This is a genomic window from Actinokineospora sp. UTMC 2448 (assembly GCF_024760565.1).
In the GTDB taxonomy this organism is placed as follows: Bacteria; Actinomycetota; Actinomycetes; order Mycobacteriales; family Pseudonocardiaceae; genus Actinokineospora; species Actinokineospora fastidiosa.
In genome coordinates, this window is sequence record NZ_CP031087.1 from 4740591 (window position 1) to 4757468 (window position 16878).

Sequence of the window (16878 nt, forward strand, 5' to 3'; positions counted from 1 at the left end):
GTGTCGTCCCCGCGCACGCGGGGCTGGTCCGGTCGCAATGGGGATCGTCGGGATCGCCCTGGTGTCGTCCCCGCGCACGCGGGGCTGGTCCGTGGACGCAGCGAGCGACGGAGTACCTGGTCACGTCGTCCCCGCGCACGCGGGGCTGGTCCTCGCGCTGCTCCAGTTCAAGCCGGGCACCGGCAGTCGTCCCCGCGCACGCGGGGCTGGTCCGGTGAAGGAGCCGCCGGTCGCACCGCTGCCCGAGTCGTCCCCGCGCACGCGGGGCTGGTCCGGCACCAGCGTGAGGTGGCCCGCGGCCAGCGAGTGTCGTCCCCGCGCACGCGGGGCTGGTCCTAGGTCCGGGTGGGTGGCCAGGAGCAGGGCGATGTCGTCCCCGCGCACGCGGGGCTGGTCCCTCAGCGACCCGACCGGCCAGCACCTTGTTCTCGTCGTCCCCGCGCACGCGGGGCTGGTCCGCCCAGGCCCGCCACCCTGGACGCGCTCCGGAGGTCGTCCCCGCGCACGCGGGGCTGGTCCGTCGGTGGTGTCGACCTCGGTCGGGTCGATGGTGTCGTCCCCGCGCACGCGGGGCTGGTCCGTCGGTGGTGTCGACCTCGGTCGGGTCGATGGTGTCGTCCCCGCGCACGCGGGGCTGGTCCGCCGCCCCTCGCGCTCGACCACCGAAGTGGGAGGTCGTCCCCGCGCACGCGGGGCTGGTCCGGGTTCACGCAGATGGGCGGTGAGGGCGTCAGCGTCGTCCCCGCGCACGCGGGCCTGGTCCCAGGCCGCGAGCGCCCAGGCCGCCGCCGAAGAGGTCGTCCCCGCGCACGCGGGGCTGGTCCCACCAGGAGGACTGATCGGCCATGGCCGTCCCCGTCGTCCCCGCGCACGCGGGGCTGGTCCGGACACGGCGTAGGCGCGGTGGGCGGCGTCGTTGTCGTCCCCGCGCACGCGGGGCTGGTCCCTCGGCGGCGAGGTTGCCGGTGATGGTGGGGGTGTCGTCCCCGCGCACGCGGGGCTGGTCCGGACTCAAGCGAGTGCCGCTGCGGCCTGATCGGGTCGTCCCCGCGCACGCGGGGCTGGTCCGCCCTCGCCGCGGTGCTGGGATGCTGGGCGTTGGTCGTCCCCGCGCACGCGGGGCTGGTCCTCGGTCGCGCTGACCGGGGCGACCCCGGTCTGTCGTCCCCGCGCACGCGGGGCTGGTCCGTTCCGGGGCGGCCGACGGGCGTTCAGCTTCCAGTCGTCCCCGCGCACGCGGGGCTGGTCCGTCCTGGTTGAAGACCTCCGGGTAGATGCCGTAGTCGTCCCCGCGCACGCGGGGCTGGTCCCCCGCCGCTGACGCCGATCCCGGGCACCCACACGTCGTCCCCGCGCACGCGGGGCTGGTCCCATCTGCGACCGCAGGTTCGTGCCGATGGCGCGGTCGTCCCCGCGCACGCGGGGCTGGTCCGCCGGTCGAGGTTGCGGCTCGGGCCAAACGTCAGTCGTCCCCGCGCACGCGGGGCTGGTCCGGTGATGCCCATGCCGGTGATCCCGGACATCGGGTCGTCCCCGCGCACGCGGGGCTGGTCCACACGGTCACCGTCTACGACAGACCCTCAACCGGTCGTCCCCGCGCCTGCGGGGCTGGTCCGCGGATGGCGGCGAGCAGATGCTCGGCCAGCTGGTCGTCCCGCGCCTGCGGGGCTGGTCCCTTGACCGACCTGATCGTGGGCAAGGCGTACAAGTCGTCCCCGCGCCTGCGCCTGGAACCCGACGGCGACCGCGCGGCCACCGTCACCCTGATCGCGAAGTGGCGCTACCACGAGCAACTCGGGTCGACACCATCGCCGAACGCCTCAACACCGACCTGCAGGCCCGTCCCCCACCGCAACCACCCGGCGGGCGACGGGCACGGGGAGCATGGTCCAAATCCGCCGTCGGCGACATCCTCAAGAACCCCAAATACACCGGCTACCAGGTCTACAACCGCCGCGCCCGCCGCAGCCGCGGCGGCACCGGCGTCCACAACCCGCCCGAGATGTGGGTGTGGTCGCCCGAACCCGCCCACGAACCACTCATCCCCAAGTGGATGTACGACGAACTCACCATCCTACGACTCGCCAAACGCGGATCCCGCGACGGCCACGAACCCAACCGACACCCCAACACCACACGCTCCTACCTGCTCCGCGGCCGCGTCCTCTGCCGCTGCGGCCGCCGCATGCTCGGACACCGCCACCGCGGCCACACCTACTACCGCTGCTGGCCCCAGAACAACAACCGCGGCCGCATGGACAGGTTCACCGACCACCCCAAGACCGTCTACATCCGCGAAGACGCCATCCTCACCGCACTTACCACCGTCTTCAACGAATGCCTGTTCAACCCACACCGCGTCGAGACACTGCTCGCCCGCATCCCCCAGGTCGACCGACAACGCCAACTCGACCTGGCCGACCGCCGCACACGCCTGCAGAAGCGCGCCCTGGAACTCGTCCGCAAACAGAACAACCTACTCAAACAAGCCGAAAACGCCGACCCCGACGACTCCTTCACCCAAGCACTACGCCACCGCTACAACACCCTCGTCACCGAACACCACCACGTCCTGACACACATCGACGACCTCGATCACCAAACCCAAACCACCGGCGCCATCACCCGCCAGGACCTCGCACCACTCGACGCACTACCCCACCTCACCCTCAACCTCCACCGCCTCCCCCACGAACTCCAGACACGCCTCTACACCCTCACCAAACTCACCATCACGATCGACCACACCACAGACCACGCCCACATCGACATCACCCTGCCCGGCGACAACCTCGACGCGATCACCACCGCCGCCCGAGCAGCACCAGCCCCTGACGAACCCTCCGCGCGCGCGAACCACGCTACAGACCCGCAGGTCAGCCCCGGTGTGATTGCCACTGGTGCCCCCGGTGCGATTCGAACGCACACTGGACGGGTTTTGAAAGGGCCCGCCCAACCGGCCGTGACCTGCGCGTGCACCAACGTCGATCAGATTCCGGGAAGAAACGCGCGCGGGCACATCGGCGCCGCTGGACCTGCCGACCGCTGGTGGGTACACCTACCGGCAGAGTCGCCGTGCCGCACCCGCCGATGCTCGAACACCTGTTCGCTCAATTCAGGCCATCGCGACCTCCAACCCTCAGTTGTATGTCAGCCCTTTATCCGCTGGAGCCGCGTCTCGCGCCAGCCAGGAGGCGGTCTTCTGGCGCGGTATGAGGGCTACCTCGCTGGCGTTGCTGCCGGGGCCTGGCTGGCGGCATCCCACCGGGGCCTGCTAGGAGGGCGCCTCACGTGGGTTGATCTAGGTCTGCGTGATCGAGTTTGGGACACCCCGGTACAAGGGAGGTCGCAATCCGGTCTCCCGGAGTGGGCGAAACCGTCGAGCATCTGTCGGGAACGACTGAGCGCTCGCTGAGGCTGGCCGGTAACGGGACGAGTCAGTTGGGGTTTCCAATCGCTCTCGGTGGCTCGCTTCGCTCGTGGTAGTCGGCTGTTATGGGTGTATAACGGTTGCTCTGGTCGGGGGTCCCGGTGAGAGGAGGCGGTGATCTCCGCGTTCGAGGAGTTGCAGGTTCGTGGGCATTTTGGGCCTGTTGGAGTCGCGCTGACGCAGAAGTTGGCCAGGGAGGAACTGGCCAGGATGCCGGTGTTGGCCGGGCACGAGTTGGATGATGTGGTGCAGGGCTTCTTCGTCGACCGGCTCCCGAGCGTCACGGCCATGTTGATGGCGCAGGCAAGGGATGAGGCGAGCTTCGGCAGGCTGTTGCGGAAGTCGATCCGCCATTGGTTGATCGATCAGGCTCGGAAGACCGGGGGCGGCGCCCTTCGGCGCTCGATCGAGAAGATCTTGAAGGATGATGCGTTCGAGCAGGTCTCGGACGATGAGCCTGGCGCGGGTCGGTGGAGGCTCGCCGGGACGGATGGTGCCCCGTTCGGGGGTGACCTCGAACCGCTGGTGAAAGCTGCTCGGGGTGTGTCTGATGTTCGAGTGCCGAAGTGGACGAGTGATTCCCGGCGTCCGCCCCTGGCGGATCACGCCTCCCTGGTGGCGATCACGCGGGCTGTGTTGACCAAGGCGGAGGGAAGTCTGGAGTTGGCGCAGTTGGTCTTCGTCTTCACGCAGCGCTTCCCCGCAGCCCTGGATCCGATCGTGGTCTCGGCGGCCGACGTCGCCGAGACCGCCGAGTTGCCGTCCCCGGAACCGACTGCTGAGGATCTCGTGATCGCGGCCGACACCGAACTCGACACGGGGTGTGCCGCGGTCGCGGTGCACGCGCGATTGTCCGCGGACGAGAGGACGATCGTCCCTGTTCTGGACGATGTCGCGGCAGTACGGGAAAGGCTGGGCCTCGGGCGGTCCCGGGCGTATCAGATGATCGAGCGCACGAGGACGAAGTTGGTCGAACTGGCGGGCACCGGGCCGAATGCTCAGCGGATCGTCTTGGAGGTGATCGAGCTGTGTCGCTGACTCCTGCTCACCTCGCGCACGACCGGACGGTTCGCTCGTTGCGACGTCAGACCTGGGTGACGACTCATGAGGTCGACAGCATCGGGAGGACATCGTGAACGATCCGTCCGTCGCCGACCGCCTTCTCGAACTCGCGAGCCAGGCTCGCGTTCCGGATGTCTTGACCGAAGCTGGCCGCGAGGCACGTTTCGGTGAACCACGCTCCGTGCAGGTCCAGCGGGGCCAGGTGTGGAGAGCGTCGTGGGACGACGTGTCCCTGCTGGTGCTGTTGCTCGACGTCGGCGACTTCGACGTCACCATGGCGCCGGTGACGCTGGACCCGCCCGCCGAGGACGAGCACTGCCTCGTCCTGGAACCCAGGGGTACCGCGTTCGGTGTCCCGGTGACCGTGTGGCGAGGGCTGCAGGCCGAGTTGCCCGTTCGGGTGCTCGACGCAGTCCTCGACCAATGGGCGGACGAGCTCGTGAACGCCGCAGACCAGCGCCTCGAAGCGGACGCGGGCCTGCCACCGCGATCACGTCGCGGAACTCCCATCCTGTCGGAGTTCGACCAGGCCGCCACGGTCAGAGCTGAGATCCTCGACGACCTCGACGCTCTGCGGGCGAGCCCCGCCCTCCCGATCGAGTCGGAAGGACGGTCGACCCCCAGCTTGGTGAACGTGCTCGCGGACAAGTTCAACTTCGAGGGCCTGATGACGGCCTTGATACCGCTGGGCCTCACCCAGGCCGAGGTGATGGACATCGTGCGCGGCTACAAGCCGATGACTCCCGCGCAAGCTCTCGCGGTCTCGGAGTCCACTGGTGTCGACCATGAACTGGTATCCCAGGCCGTTCGGCCGCTTCCCGCCGACCTCGTCGCGAAGGTACAACATCCGCGGTTCCGCGCGGTATGGCGAGAACATGCCGCACGAGACAACACCGACGAGGCTGCTGCCCGCGAGGCGGGAGCGTATGGCGTCCTGGCGATGGCCGCCCGCCAAACGGGTTCGGGACCTCCGGATTGGTCGAGGAGGATCGAGCAGTACCTTCTCGGTTCGCGGTCGGAGGAACAATGACGCGCGGGAAGTACCCGAATGAAGCCCGCAGCCAAGCCATCGCAATGATCGACGCGCTGGAGCGGAGACGACCCGGTGTTGTGGAACGACTCCGAGTTGACCCTCTCGTCGAACTGGAGGGCTGGGACGACCTCGCCGTCGTCTATGTCGACGAGCCCGCTGGCTACGACCGCTGCTCGGTCGCGGGCAGCTACCTTCACACGCCACCGACCCTGCGCATCACAGTAGCTGCATCCCAGAGGCGGAACGGGTTCACCGGCCTCCACGAACTGGGGCACCATCTCCAGAAGACCGACATCACGCTCGGCGCCCGGCTCTTCGAGATCTGCCCACACGACTCTGAGACGTTGGAGGAGGAAGCGTGCGACGCGTTCGCGGCCGAGATCTTGCTCCCTAACGACGAGTTGAGGCCCACAATCGGACCGAACGGTCCGGTCGCCCACGATGTGGCCGACCTCTTCGAGCGCTCCTCGGCATCTCGCGAAGCCTGCTGCGTGTGGGCCGCGCGGCACCTTCAGGGAGCCGGTGTCGTGTACTTGCTCGATGCCGACGGCGTCGTCCAGTTCGCCGCTTCGCACAGCTACATCCCACCCGCTCGCGGGTCGGACCAGTCGGGAACCCCCTTGATCGCGGCGGCACTGGAAAGCCAGGAAGGACACGTCACCAGAGACGACACGCACCTCCGCTACGGCAACGGCACCCTGAGCGAGACGCTGTATGGACAGGCCGTCTGGCTGGACCAGCGCTACCTGATCGCGATCGCGGCGCGCGACATAGTTCCATGGAAACAGTTGGCTGTTCCTCGTGCGTACACTGGCGGTTCTCAAAGCCGGAAGTGGCAGATCTGCGAGATCTGCAACGACTTCCAGAGCGATGAGACGTGCGAAGGCTGCTCGGAGCCACGATGTCGAAACGGACACTGCGGATGTGACGTGGCCAAAGCCCGTAAGGAAAGACAGTGCCCTCAGTGCCACCTCCGCCTAGCCCCGAGCAGGTTCCGACCCGGCGAGACCGTCTGCAACGACTGCGCCTGATCCCACCGTTCGGCTGGGCCACCGGACAGATGCCGCGGTGTGACGTCAGACCTAGGTGAAGCCAGTTCCATCCCGGAGCTGGCCGAACCAAGGAGGTCATCATGGCCAACCGCAGCGCCATCACCGGCCGCTACATCAGCAACGCCGCCGTCGCGCGTCACCCGCGCACCTCGGTGAGCACGTCGCCCTCCGGCAACCGCGGCACCGCCACCGCGCACCGCAGCGCGATCACCGGGCGCTACGTCGCCCCGGCGACCGCGACCCGGCACCCAAAGACCACTGTCACCGAGAACCGCTGATGGTGGCTCAAGCTGGGAGGTGGGTCGCTCGGCCCACTTACCAGCAATCAATAACTCGGGTGTGGCCATGCACGATGAACTGGCGCGCGACCCGAGTAAGCGTGTCCGGCACTAGAGGTCCGGCGACAGACGCACATCGTAGGTACGGGAGTGGGTTGAGAATATGAAGGTTCAGGAGTGCGTGCTGTCCGAGGAGGTGGTCACCGCCGACTCGGCGGAGGCCGCGCTGTGGGACGCCATCGTGGTACCCGAGACGATCAAGGAGCGGCTGCGCAACCAGACCTTGTTGTCGCTGCTCGTCCGGCCTGACCTGTCGTTCGCGGTGACGGCGTTGCACGGGCTGTGCACGCTCTACGGGCCGCCCGGCACCGGCAAGACGACCCTGGCGCGTGGCCTGCCGGCGCAGGTCGCGGGCTTCGTTCCCGGCGGCGAGGTGCGGCGGATCGAGATCAACCCGCACGGTCTGATGAGTGCCGAGCATGGGCAGTCGCAGCAGCGGGTCAGCGAGTTGCTCGGTGAGTATGTGCCGGGGCTGGCGTCGGATGGGGTGCCGACGGTGGTGATCCTGGACGAGGTCGAGTCGATGGCGGTCGCCCGCTCGGCGGCGTCATTGGCCGCCAACCCGGCCGATGTCCACCGCGCCACCGACGCGGTGCTCACGGCGCTGGACCTCAACGCCGCTGAGCACCCGCACCTGTTCTTCGTCGCGACCAGCAACTTCACCACCGCCCTGGACGAGGCGTTCCTGTCCCGCTCCGACGCCGCCATCCTCGTCCCGCTCCCCGAGCCGAAGGCGCTGCGAGAGATCCTGGCCTCCACGCTGCTCACGCTCGCCGACAAGTACCCGCCCCTGCGTGAGCTGGCGCGCTCCTCGGCGATGGAGCGCATCGCCGAGGCGGCGGACGGGTTGGACGGCCGCCGCGCGCGCAAGGTGGTCTTCGAAGCCTTGGCTCAGCGGCTGGACACGGTGCTCGACCCCGGCAGCCTCACCGAGGACGACCTGGCCGCCGCAGTGCGCAACGCCGTCGCGGAGACGAGCCAGCCGGAGGTGTCCCGTGCGGCGCACTAGGGAGGTGGCAGCCTCGCCCGTGCGCAGCGCCAGCGCGACCTGGGCGGTGATCGCGGACCTCGTGGCGGACACCGTGGCGCAGTCCTCCGCGCTGTCGCGCGACGAGGCGGTGCAGGCGATGTCGGCCGCCGAGGCGGCCGGGCGGATGCTAGTCGCGGGAGGACACCTGCACAAGCACCCGATCACCCTGGTGGCTGGCAAGGTGCACTGCGAGATCACCACAGTGTCCGGCACGGCGGCGCTGACGCTGGAGGAGAACCTCAACCCCGTCCCCGGCGCGGCGGGCGCCGACGATTTCACGGTCTACCTCCCGTCGTCCGCCCCGCTTCAGGAGCAGGTGAAGGCCGCGGTGGACGGGCACCCTCGGCTGTCGGACGCCGCCCCGCCCGCTGCGGGGACGAAGGCCGCCAGCTCGGGTCCGCTGATCGACCGTGAGGCCCTCCGCCGGGCGGTGACCCAGCGATGACCTCGACCTATACCCACGGCCACACCCGGACCCACACTGCTACGCACCTGACCGACATCATCCTCGGCGCGATCAGCGACATCCTCGCCGACCTCGAGATCAACACGGACCGACTGGACCGCGACTGGGTGCAGAACGAGAACGCGATCAAGGCGTGGATCGAGGAGGGCTCCCTGGACACGGTCGTCCTTGAGTGCCATCAGCCCTCGGGCGCCGTGATGCCGGTGATCGAGTTCCCGGTGTCCTACACCGCCTCCGGCGACGGCAATGCCGAGTTCACCGCCTCCCGCGCCCGGCTCGCCCGGTTCCGGGCCAAGCTCGACCGGGTGCCCGCGGGCACCACCTACAAGTTGTTCTGCACCTTCAACGGGCCGCGCACTCCGCAGCCAGGCTGGGGTCCCGGCCAGCGAGCGAGTATCGGCGGCCTGCGCGGCATCACCTTCGGCACCCTCGGCTCCGCCCCGCACGCCTCGACCGGCATGCGGTACTACCACAACTGAGACCACGAGCAGGAATACCGCTATGGGATACATCGACGACGCCTTCGCCAAGCTCAAGCACAACCTGGAGATCACCCAGACCGAGCAGAACCTGGCCAAGGCGCGGCACGAGGCCATCCGCGACTTCGTCAAGTCGCGCTGGGACCTCGCCGACGACTTCCTCACCGGCAGCTACCGGCGCGACACCAAGACCAAGAAGCTCAAGGACATCGACATCTTCGTCGTCCTCGACGCCGACGGCGAACAGGCCGGCTTCCACGACCAAGCCCCCATCCAGGTCATCAACGCCCTGGAGACCCTGCTCCGACAGAAGTCGAGCACCGCCGCCCGCGACGGCATGGCGGTCGTCATCTCCTACGGCGCCGAGGACGACGTCATGTCCATCGACGTGGTCCCCGCCTTCAAGCGAGAGGACGGCGGCTACTACATCCCCAACCCGTCGGCGGGTGACTGGCTCGCGACCAACCCCAAGCGCCACCACGAGCTAAGCATCGCCAAGAACGCCGACTGCGACGGCAAGTACGTGCCCTTCGTCAAGATGATCAAGGGCGTCAACCGCGAGCTCGGCGAACCCGTCTCGCCCTCCTTCCTGCTGGAGGTCATGGCCCAGTCCCTGGTGAAGCCGCCGATCGGTCGCTATCAGGACGAGATCGTGCTGTTCCTGGCCACCGCCGCCGAACGCATCGGTGACGAGTGGCCCGACCCCGCCGGTCTCGGCGGCGACGTCAACGCCGTCATGAACGCCACCCAGAAACTCGCCGCGGCCAACGCGCTCAACCAGGCCCGCGCCATCGCCGAGCGGGCGGTCGATCTGGAGGACGACGGCCAAGACCGCGCCGCCTACGACGAGTGGAAGAAGCTCTTCGGCAACCGGATGACCAAGCCATGAACCTCTCCACTGACCCCGCCGGTGTTCGTGGGATACCGCCCCGGGCCATCCACAAACGACAGCTCGACGAGGACATGCTGCTCCTGCAGCGCGCCGCCGCAGCAAGCCACCAACGTGGCCAGCTCTTCGAGGCCATCCGCGTCGACGCTGCCGTCGCGCTCGCCGCCGCCGGTGTCCTGATCACGCTGATCGGGCACGGCCGGACCGTGGTCTCGATCGTCGGCTTCTTCTGGTTCGTCATCTCCGCCTTCCTGCTCAAGGGCCTGATCGGAAACACCGCCCGCCAAGGCGCCCTGCTCCAGGAGATGTTCGACACCGCCCTGTTCCACATGCCCTGGCGCACCACCGTCGCCGGTGACCCGATACCCGAACCAGACGTCCGCCGCCTCGCACACAAACTCCCCCGAGGCAGCGCGAAGGACAAGCGCATCACCGACGGCTGGTACGACCCCACCCACGACGTCCACCACCCCTACGACGTCTTCATCGCCCAGGAACAGAACCTCTCCTGGGACGCCCGCCTGCGCCGCCGCTACAGCCACCTCATCGCCGCCGCCGCATTCCTGTGGACCGCTATCGGCTTGGTCGTCGGTCTCGCGGTCGCGAACGCGACACTGCTCGACACCCTCCTCAGTTTCTTCGTCCCGTCCCTGGCCGCCTACCAGATCGCCTACGAGATCTGGTCCAGCCAAAGCAAGGTGGCCGACGAACGCGAACGACTCGCCAAGATCGTCAACACCGAACTGAACAACGGACGCCCCGGTCCAGTACCCGACCTGGAATGGCACCGCCTACGCAACGTGGCCCGCGATGTCCAGGACGGCGTCCTCCGCACCCGCCTGGACCCGGCCCGAGTACCCGAATGGTTCTACAAACGCTTCCGCGACGACGACGAACGCGACTTCGGCGACACCGCAGAAGGCCACCGCGTCCGTCTTGCCCGAGAGTCACCCTCATCCAAATAACGCACTGAGCGCATCTGTCAAGTTCGCACAGCGCGCTAGCCCGAAAGAAGGGATGGTCAGCGGTGTCCTTAACCTCTGCCTCCCGCGGCCAGCGAGGTTAGTGCGACAGTGGAGGCGAGGCTGGAAGTCTCATGCGTGTACCAGCCACCCCGGCCAGGACCGCCAGCCGACCGTCGCGACTGGCGGTCATCCCGCCAAGCCGTGTAAATGGTCCGTAAGCCGCACACGCGTCCGGCTGAGCAGTGGGCAACTCGCCCTGCACTACAATCTAGTCGTGGCAAGCCTTCCTCGTCGCCTTGGCGGCAGCCGTCGAGATCAACTACTCCTGCACCAAGCCCACGCGCTTGACCACTACGAAGACAGTCTTCGACTTCGCTCGCCCCTGTACCTGATAAGCCAGCCCTCACAATGCCGAGGATTTCCCAACCCTCTGCGACGGGACACAGTCACCTGTCCGATCTGCGGTCGACCGACGTCATTGGATCAACTCAGCGAAGACCACGCCCCACAGCAGGGACAACAGTCCTCCCTTGGCTCGCCCACGGCGATCGTTCTGACATGCAGGAGATGCAACAACGAGAGCAAGTTTGAAAATGAAGCGAGCCAGATACGCAGGTTCGATGAACTCGAAGCCAATGATCTCGCCTGCGCGGTCCACGGTTCTCGCCGAGTGGACCATCGGTCGAACGGGCTGTATGTCGTTGCAGACGAAACTGCTCTTGTGCTCAGTGACGTAAAGTCCGCTTTCCTGCTGGCGTTCGCATCGTTAGGGTATAAATGGGCACTCGCCAAAGAATTGGACGAGATCCGCGCCGCTCTCACAAGCAGCGATTTGCCAGATCGTGACCATGTATGGCAAGGCGTGATCGAGATGGGAGACGCTCCGCCCGGGAATACGGTCCTGGAAGTGGCGGCTCCCAATGCATGTACTATTGTGCGCGCCGCAAACCGAAAGTCGGTTGTACTGCCTGCACCGGGACACTCCCGCGTCCCCCTGCCGAACCAACTTGGTCAACTGCAAGTGCGTACCCATCCCTGGCCATACCTCTTGGGCCCCGGACGCCTAGTTGATCAACAATATCAGGCGGGTCGCCTGTTTCATGTCGATTTCTGCAAAGAGATCCATTGGTCAACATCGACCTGAATCTCGACGGCGCCCAACGAGCACCATCACCACCTCCGTGCCAGCGAGGGCAGGCCATCCCCACAACGCCCATCGACAGGGCGCCAGTGCGCCCGTCCGGGACGGGAAAGAAGCACGATGACCACCCCAACGCGACGACCGATACAGCAAGAGCCCGGACATGCGGGGGCTCTCACACCGCGACCCGCCACGCCACCAAACCCACACCAGGCCTCCCGCCATGGCCACGACCGCGGCCAAGTGCCTACGAGAGCACCTTCACCGGGCCTCATGCCGGTTGCACCCACGCTCGCACAGCGGAGGCGCCCCTGCGCCTACGACCTGCAGCAGCACCTGACCGAGGTCCCACTCCGACGCCGATATACCCGACGCCGACGTGTGCGAGTCCGCCCAAACAGCCGACCGACCCACCACAATCCGTTGCAGGAATGGCAAGCCCCGCTCAACTTGAGACAGCCATCCACTGGCATCCATCCCACGACGGCAGCCGGTGCCGGACATAAGCCGTTGCTCCACTTCAGCGCGGCATGATCGTGTGTTGGCCGATAGCAGAGGCCCCACTCGGGATCTCCGTCGCGGCGACCTGTCCATCCGCTACAGCGCCGCCAGTCCATCACTGCCCTTGGCGTTCGAAGGGATCGTCGCGTGTAACGGAACCATCCGCGGGAACGATCACCGGGCATGCAGCGCATCGTACGGTGGAACGCGGGGTTGACGAACCGGGATTGGCACTTCGCTGGCAACAGCTCCAACGACCTTGACTACGGTTATGTCTCATATCTCGACGTGACGGCCGAGGACCTCGCGATGGTCTCGCCCGAACTGCGCAGGGCGCTAACGCGCAACGGACGGCTGGGCAAGATCGTCCAGCACACGCATTCGGTCGTCGGAGCTGGCCGCATCTTCACCTTCGTGGTGGACTTCGACTGAGGCGTCCTCACGGCGTGGTCGCACTGATCCACCACCGGCCGTCGGTCTGATCTCTGCTGGCTGTCCATGTCGACCATCACCACGATGTCGAGCCCTAGGCCGCCCTGACAGACTTCATCGGCCCCTTGCAGATCACCAGCTTGCGGCGTCGGCCGCGAGTCCGACGGACAGAGCTTGACGACAGCCCGCACCAATCCTGAGCTCGCGATCGGCAGTCCCGGCCCGGTCGGCCCCGAGCTGGCTCAGACCGTAGCTCCGCCGGATGCCCGAGGCTGACCCACGGGTCACGAGGTTCCTCCGTAGTCGCTACTCGGTGGACAACCGCGCGTGGAGTTGACGGCAGCGGGCCTTCCAGCCGGTCTCCGAGCTGTCTTCCAGGCACCGGGCGAGCAGAGCAAGGGCTTCCGCCCGCACGCCTTCGGCCACAATCGCCTCCTCATACCGTTCAAGGCTCTCGGCGATCCGGCGGCGCGTCCCGACCTCCGCGACCGAAAGCAGGTTCAGCGCGGAGATCCCGGCCACCACATCAAGGTCCAGCAGCGTCGGAATCAGTCTGCGGGTGATCCCGACGTCATCCGCGGCGTTGGCGATCTGGACGCACTGGGCAAGAAACTCCGGTTCCACCGGACGGTCGCGGTAGAGGTCGGCCAGGTGCTCGACCGCGAGCCGCTGCACCCCTTGCTCGTCCGAGGAAAGCAGTTCCAGCGCAACCTCCGGGTCGACGCCACTCCTGGCGAGGGCGACCACCGCACGTTTCCGGATGTTCTTCTCCTCCAGGTTGTCGGTCGCGATCTTGACCGCGATCGCCTGCTCCTCCGCGGTGAGCCGCTCGCCTTCGGCGGCCAGGCGGGCGATCGCAGCGCGCCGGTTGCGTTCTTGCTGCGCGTGGAGCGTGAGGTGGAAGAGAGTCGCCATCTGACGACGTAGAATCTGCGGGAACGTGCCGAAGCTGAACGGGACGAGGGTCAACTGCCAGCCGAATTCCATCTCGCGGATGGTCTCGAGCAGCAGGCGATCGTCCTCGGCGCGCAACCCGGTCGTGTCGGTGAGGTTGTTCCGCAGCACTTCATACTTGGTGTACGTGCGGTCGAGGCAGAGAACGAGGAACGGTTTGCCCGCCGATCTCGCTTCCCGCAGTTCGGTGCTCCAGGTGATCTCGCCGTACTTCTCGATGATCACGAACACGCACATGTCCGCGGCACGGACGGTGATCTGCGAGTTGCGCGACCAGTTCGAGTCGGCGGAGTTCAGGTACTGGACGCCACCGGCCAGATAGTGCAGGGGCTCCCCGCCGAAGCCGCTGATCACCTCAGCGAACTGGTCCCGCACGTCGGCGGTGTCACTGGCTCCGCACAGCATGACTCTGAGCACGGCATCCCTCCCGCCAGCGATCGACAGATCGATTGTCGCTCGCTCTCGGACGGCCGTTACGCGGAACAAAAGCCGGAGGTCGGCGCCAACAAGGGCTCACACATCCCAAGACCGTTGGCATGAAGCTGGCTTGACGGAGCCAAGCGCCGACGACGGAAGGGTGAGCGAGTCGTCCTGCCCCGGTCCATCCGCCCAGCAGCCACCAGATCGAGGACGCGGGGTGCTCGTGGAGTTCGTCCGTGTCCAAGTAGGTGACGGCGAAGTAGCAGGCAAGGCCAAGAGCCGGTACGCCCTCAGAAGAGGGTCGCACAGGTGAGGATCAGCAAGCCGATCGCGGTGAGGGCGGCCAGGAGCAGGAGGACGCGGGCCACGGCACGACCGCGGTTGGTCGATGAGGTCATGGGGTGGTTCCCGTCAGCAGCCAGTGGACAGGGGCGGCTGGGTCGTCGTGAAGGTTAGGAGTGGTCGGGAGGTAGGTGACCACGAAGTAGTGGACGTGTGGGAAGTGATGCTCCGCGGAGTGGACGAGGTCGGCGTGACCGTGGGTGATGAGCCAGGTGCGAGCTGCGACACGACGGTCCAGTGGGCGGGTGGAGTAGGGATGGACGGGGGCAGGGAGGGTGTCGCCCTTGGTGATGACGATGGCGATGCGGCGGGGTGCGGGGGTGTGGTGTTCGGCGAGGGTCTCGGTGAGCAGGTCGAGAACGGTCTTGGGGTCGGTGCGGGATGGGCGGGAGACCGCGATGACGTCCGGGTCGGTGCGGGCGCGGACTGCGGGGAGGGCGAGTGGGTCGACGACGAGGATCACGCCGTCGCTGAGGGCGAGGAAGGCGGAGTCGGCGATGCGGTCGGTCTCCTGCACGATCTCCCCCGCCGCGTCGTATAGGTGCAGGAGTCGGCTGCGTACCTGCAGAGTGTGGGAGATCGGCTGGCTGACCGGCGTGCGCGGCGGGAACAGGCCCTCGGCGAGGAGCGCGTCGGTTTCGGCCAGCCTGCTGTCGGTGAACGGGTCCGCGGGGACGGCGTCGTAGCCGGACCTCAGGCCGGCGACCGCGCTGTGCAGGAATACCGACTTCCCGGCGCCGGTGCCGCCGACTATCGGGACGTGGCGTGTGGGCATTGTCTGGGTCGGGGCGGGAAGGGAGCCGTCGCAGCTGCCGCAGCGTGGAGAGAGGCCGCGTTTGCCGGTGAGCAGCAGCGTGGGCAGGCGCTGACCGCAACGGCAGGTACGGACGAACACGCCCTGCGCACCCGGGACCAGCGTCTGGTGTTCCCGCCCGCATGGGCAGACGAACACCGGGCGGACGAGGCGAGTATGACAGCACGGGCAATCCGTGGTGATTCCCTGCAGTCTCAGGAAAAGCGCTTCGAACAGCCACAACGCGCCTGCGAGAAGTCGGAAACCCGCCACCACGACGGAGAGGAAGACCAACTGCACCAGCCAGGTGGTGGCCAGCAGGAGTAGCGCGAGGGTGTAACCGACGGCGAACCCGGCGCGTGCGGTGACCGCGAGGAACGGGACCGTGGGAGAGCGGGCGATGACTCGGGACTCCCGGATCGGGCGCACCCGCCGAAGCGCGTTGCCCGCGAAGCTCTCTTCGGACTGGGTCAGCCCGCGCTGGTGTAGCGCCACGAAGCAGGCGACTCCGAGGCGTCGGTGGTCGCGCAGGGCCGGGCCGGACAGGTATCGCCGGTCGGCGGGGTCGGGCAGACTGTCCAGCGCCAAGTGCTCGGTGTTCGCCCGGGGGGCGAGGCAGTCGAGCGCTTCCCGGATGACGGCGACCAGCGCCAGCGTCAGGCTGAGCGCGACCGCGGCGACGAGGACCGGCCCGGTGACCACGAGCACGAACGCGATCAGCAGCAGGTAGAGGAAGAGTTGGACGATCATGAGATCCCCCTGAGCACCGGGATCGCGCCGAACTCGGCGAGCAGCCACAGCAGCGGGTCCTCGACCCGGTAGGCCACCGGCTCCCGCCTGCCGTCCGCGCGGTCGCCGAGAGCTGTCACCGCGAAGTAGCGGTGGCGGCGGAAGGCGGCTTGGACGCCGCCGATGAGGTCCGTCCCGTTCCAGTGCTCAAGCCAGGCCAAGGTCTCGTGGTGGACATCCACACCATCGGACAGCACATAGCCGGGTCTCGGAGGCACAGGTTTCACCAGCGGCGACCCTGGGTCGATCATGTCCCATACAGTGTCCAGTTTGGTTAGAACCACGGCCAGGCTGACCCGTCGGCGAGGGTGAGTACCGCGTACAGCCTCGGCCAGTCGAGCGTCACCAGCGGCCTCGGGTTCGACAGCTAAGACGATGCCGTCAACGTGCTCCAGGTTCGCCAAGTCGGCGCTGTCGTGAAACGCGATCACCATGGCTCGGATCCGCGGTCGGACGCGCAGGCTGACCAGCAACGGCCCCGGCTCCGTCGCGCGGGGCAGCACGGTCTCGGCGACCAGCACGCGGTCCCGCTCGTACCGCTTCCTGCTCTGCTCACCGAGCACGTCGAGGGACATCCCGGGGAAGCGGTCGTCCAGGTGCCCTTTCGCGACCCGTCGGATGACCGACGCCAGCCAGGTGCTCTTGCCTGACCCCGGCTCCCCGACGACGGCGACCACCTTGGGGCGTCCTTCGGTGTACGCGCGGGGCACCGCCTGCCCGCAGGCCGGGCAGACCTGGCGAGCCTTGGGGGCACGCCCGTGC

14 protein-coding genes and 1 CRISPR repeat array (1 of these 15 cut by a window edge) are annotated in these 16878 nt (G+C 67.5%); of the genes, 11 read left to right on the forward strand and 3 right to left on the reverse strand.

Annotated elements, in window-relative coordinates; genetic code table 11:
• Positions 1-1736: direct repeats of the CRISPR family, unit length 28 nt; unit sequence GTCGTCCCCGCGCACGCGGGGCTGGTCC; it begins 120 nt to the left of the window's first position.
• A gap of 38 nt (positions 1737-1774) precedes the next feature.
• The 11 genes from Actkin_RS21580 to Actkin_RS21630 all read left to right on the forward strand — a co-directional run bounded on the left by Actkin_RS21580 (position 1775) and on the right by Actkin_RS21630 (position 12818).
• The gene (locus Actkin_RS21580) at positions 1775-3415 is read left to right on the forward strand and encodes a recombinase family protein (protein ID WP_258904020.1); all 1641 of its coding nucleotides are present in this window, start codon (positions 1775-1777) and stop codon (positions 3413-3415) included.
• A gap of 129 nt (positions 3416-3544) precedes the next feature.
• Positions 3545-4468 carry a hypothetical protein gene (locus Actkin_RS21585; RefSeq protein WP_258904021.1) on the forward strand — a complete coding sequence of 308 codons (924 nt, stop codon included), beginning with the start codon at positions 3545-3547 and terminating at the stop codon, positions 4466-4468.
• Positions 4469-4562: 94 nt separating this feature from the next.
• Positions 4563-5522 carry a hypothetical protein gene (locus tag Actkin_RS21590; protein ID WP_258904022.1) on the forward strand — a complete coding sequence of 320 codons (960 nt, stop codon included), beginning with the start codon at positions 4563-4565 and terminating at the stop codon, positions 5520-5522.
• A 44-nt stretch (positions 5523-5566) separates the two neighbouring features.
• Positions 5567-6556 carry an ImmA/IrrE family metallo-endopeptidase gene (locus tag Actkin_RS21595; RefSeq protein WP_258904023.1) on the forward strand — a complete coding sequence of 330 codons (990 nt, stop codon included), beginning with the start codon at positions 5567-5569 and terminating at the stop codon, positions 6554-6556.
• Positions 6557-6657: 101 nt separating this feature from the next.
• Complete coding sequence (locus tag Actkin_RS21600; protein ID WP_258904024.1) at positions 6658-6855, forward strand: hypothetical protein; 198 nt, start codon at positions 6658-6660, stop codon at positions 6853-6855.
• Positions 6856-7018: 163 nt separating this feature from the next.
• Positions 7019-7924 carry an AAA family ATPase gene (locus Actkin_RS21605; RefSeq protein WP_258904026.1) on the forward strand — a complete coding sequence of 302 codons (906 nt, stop codon included), beginning with the start codon at positions 7019-7021 and terminating at the stop codon, positions 7922-7924.
• A gap of 19 nt (positions 7925-7943) precedes the next feature.
• Positions 7944-8390, forward strand: coding sequence for a CBASS system Cap8 protein (locus tag Actkin_RS21610; protein ID WP_258904028.1), 447 nt, complete (start codon positions 7944-7946; stop codon positions 8388-8390).
• Positions 8387-8890 (forward strand): hypothetical protein, encoded by a 504-nt coding sequence (locus tag Actkin_RS21615; RefSeq protein WP_258904030.1) that lies wholly within the window; start codon positions 8387-8389, stop codon positions 8888-8890. Before Actkin_RS21610 ends, Actkin_RS21615 begins: the two co-directional genes overlap by 4 nt.
• A gap of 22 nt (positions 8891-8912) precedes the next feature.
• On the forward strand, positions 8913-9779 hold the full coding sequence (locus Actkin_RS21620) for a CBASS oligonucleotide cyclase (RefSeq protein WP_258904031.1): 867 nt from the start codon (positions 8913-8915) through the stop codon (positions 9777-9779).
• The gene (locus Actkin_RS21625) at positions 9776-10744 is read left to right on the forward strand and encodes an S-4TM family putative pore-forming effector (RefSeq protein ID WP_258904032.1); all 969 of its coding nucleotides are present in this window, start codon (positions 9776-9778) and stop codon (positions 10742-10744) included. Before Actkin_RS21620 ends, Actkin_RS21625 begins: the two co-directional genes overlap by 4 nt.
• A 1825-nt stretch (positions 10745-12569) precedes the next feature.
• Entirely contained in the window at positions 12570-12818 is a 249-nt protein-coding gene (locus Actkin_RS21630; RefSeq protein WP_258904033.1) for a hypothetical protein, read from the forward strand.
• Between the two features lie 306 nt (positions 12819-13124).
• Here Actkin_RS21630 and Actkin_RS21635 read toward each other — a convergent pair whose 3' ends face one another.
• From Actkin_RS21635 to Actkin_RS21645, 3 genes are all read right to left on the reverse strand, one after another.
• Positions 13125-14189, reverse strand: a complete 1065-nt coding sequence (locus Actkin_RS21635; RefSeq protein ID WP_258904034.1) for a hypothetical protein — start codon at positions 14187-14189, stop codon at positions 13125-13127.
• 397 nt (positions 14190-14586) lie between these two features.
• Positions 14587-16077 carry a TRAFAC clade GTPase domain-containing protein gene (locus Actkin_RS21640; protein WP_258904035.1) on the reverse strand — a complete coding sequence of 497 codons (1491 nt, stop codon included), beginning with the start codon at positions 16075-16077 and terminating at the stop codon, positions 14587-14589.
• Positions 16074-16793 carry a hypothetical protein gene (locus Actkin_RS21645; protein ID WP_258904036.1) on the reverse strand — a complete coding sequence of 240 codons (720 nt, stop codon included), beginning with the start codon at positions 16791-16793 and terminating at the stop codon, positions 16074-16076. Before Actkin_RS21645 ends, Actkin_RS21640 begins: the two co-directional genes overlap by 4 nt.
• Between the last annotated feature and the right edge of the window lie 85 nt (positions 16794-16878).